The 1,234-nt window shown below is 34.0% G+C and carries 2 protein-coding genes; both read right to left on the bottom strand.

Annotation, left to right across the window (positions count from 1 at the left end):
- Positions 1-156 precede the first annotated feature (156 nt).
- Positions 157-540 (bottom strand): glycine cleavage system protein GcvH, encoded by a 384-nt coding sequence (gene gcvH / locus GFJ36_RS25635; protein WP_000026896.1) that lies wholly within the window; start codon positions 538-540, stop codon positions 157-159.
- Positions 541-581: 41 nt separating this feature from the next.
- The gene (locus GFJ36_RS25640; RefSeq protein ID WP_000218970.1) at positions 582-947 is read right to left on the bottom strand and encodes an arsenate reductase family protein; all 366 of its coding nucleotides are present in this window, start codon (positions 945-947) and stop codon (positions 582-584) included.
- Between the last annotated feature and the right edge of the window lie 287 nt (positions 948-1,234).

Below are 1,234 nucleotides of genomic sequence, written 5' to 3' on the forward strand. Positions count from 1 at the left end.
ACAATCTAGCCGCTGGAGCTGGATCATAAAAAATTAAACGAAATAGTTTTTTCAAAAAACGTTCTCCTACACGATAATTAGTATATGATTCTACGTTCATTATTTTACACAAAATAAAAAAGGACAGCACAAAGGCTGTCCTTTAGTCGACTATAATTAGTCTTGGTTTGTCATTTCTGCATATTTTTCTGCAGTTAATAACTTCTCAACTTGGCTTGCATCAGAAAGTTCAACTTTAACCATCCATGCACCCTCGTATGGAGATTCGTTAACAAGTTCTGGTTGGTCACTTAATTCTTCGTTTACTGCTACAACTTTACCACTTACAGGTGCGTATAACTCAGAAACTGTTTTAACAGATTCTACGCTTCCGAATGGCTCGTCAGCTTCGATTGTTGCACCTACTTCAGGAAGTTCAACGAATACGATATCGCCTAGCTCACCTTGTGCAAAGTGAGTAATACCGATAACAACTTCATTACCTTCAGTTTTTACCCATTCGTGTTCTTCAGAGTAACGTAAATTATTTGGAATGCTCATGACTGTACCTCCAGTGAATGTATTAATTATGTAAAAATACCTTATTGGTACTTTTTCCACACACTTTCAAACTGCTCTTCGTTAAAACCAAGTGTTACACTCGTTCCATTTGTTACGATTGGACGTTTAATCAACATGCCATCAGATGCTAAAAGTTCGTACATTTCGTCTTCACTTGCATCCTTTAACTTATCTTTCAGACCAAGTTCGCGGTAACGCATTCCACTTGTATTAAAGAATTTTTTTAATGGTAATTCACTTTTTTCATGTAAATTACGTAAATCTTCTTTTGATGGTGGATTTTCAACAATATGAATCATCTCATATGCTACATCGTTTGCCTCAAACCATTTCTTTGCTTTTTGACATGTGCCACACTTTGGATATGAATAAAATGTTACTGTCATAAATTCACCTACTTTTTTACTAACCTTTACCTTTATCATATAGAAAACGTTTTATTATTTCAAACGATTATTCGCTAAACTTTTACTTATTTCGTGATAAATTTTAATAATCCTGCGAATTTTCCTTATTTTCCCGCCATTTGTTAAGAAAAAATAAATATATATTTTTTTAGATTCTTCTCTCATCACTCGCCGAACATATATCTTAAACAAACGTTTGATTAACTCCCTATTTTTCTTTGCTAACTCTTGGGCTACATCGGTTTCTTCCTACCGAACATACATCT

Origin of the sequence: Bacillus sp. EE-W1, from assembly GCF_009760835.1 — a bacterium.
GTDB classification, from domain to species: Bacteria; Bacillota; Bacilli; order Bacillales; family Bacillaceae_G; genus Bacillus_A; species Bacillus_A wiedmannii.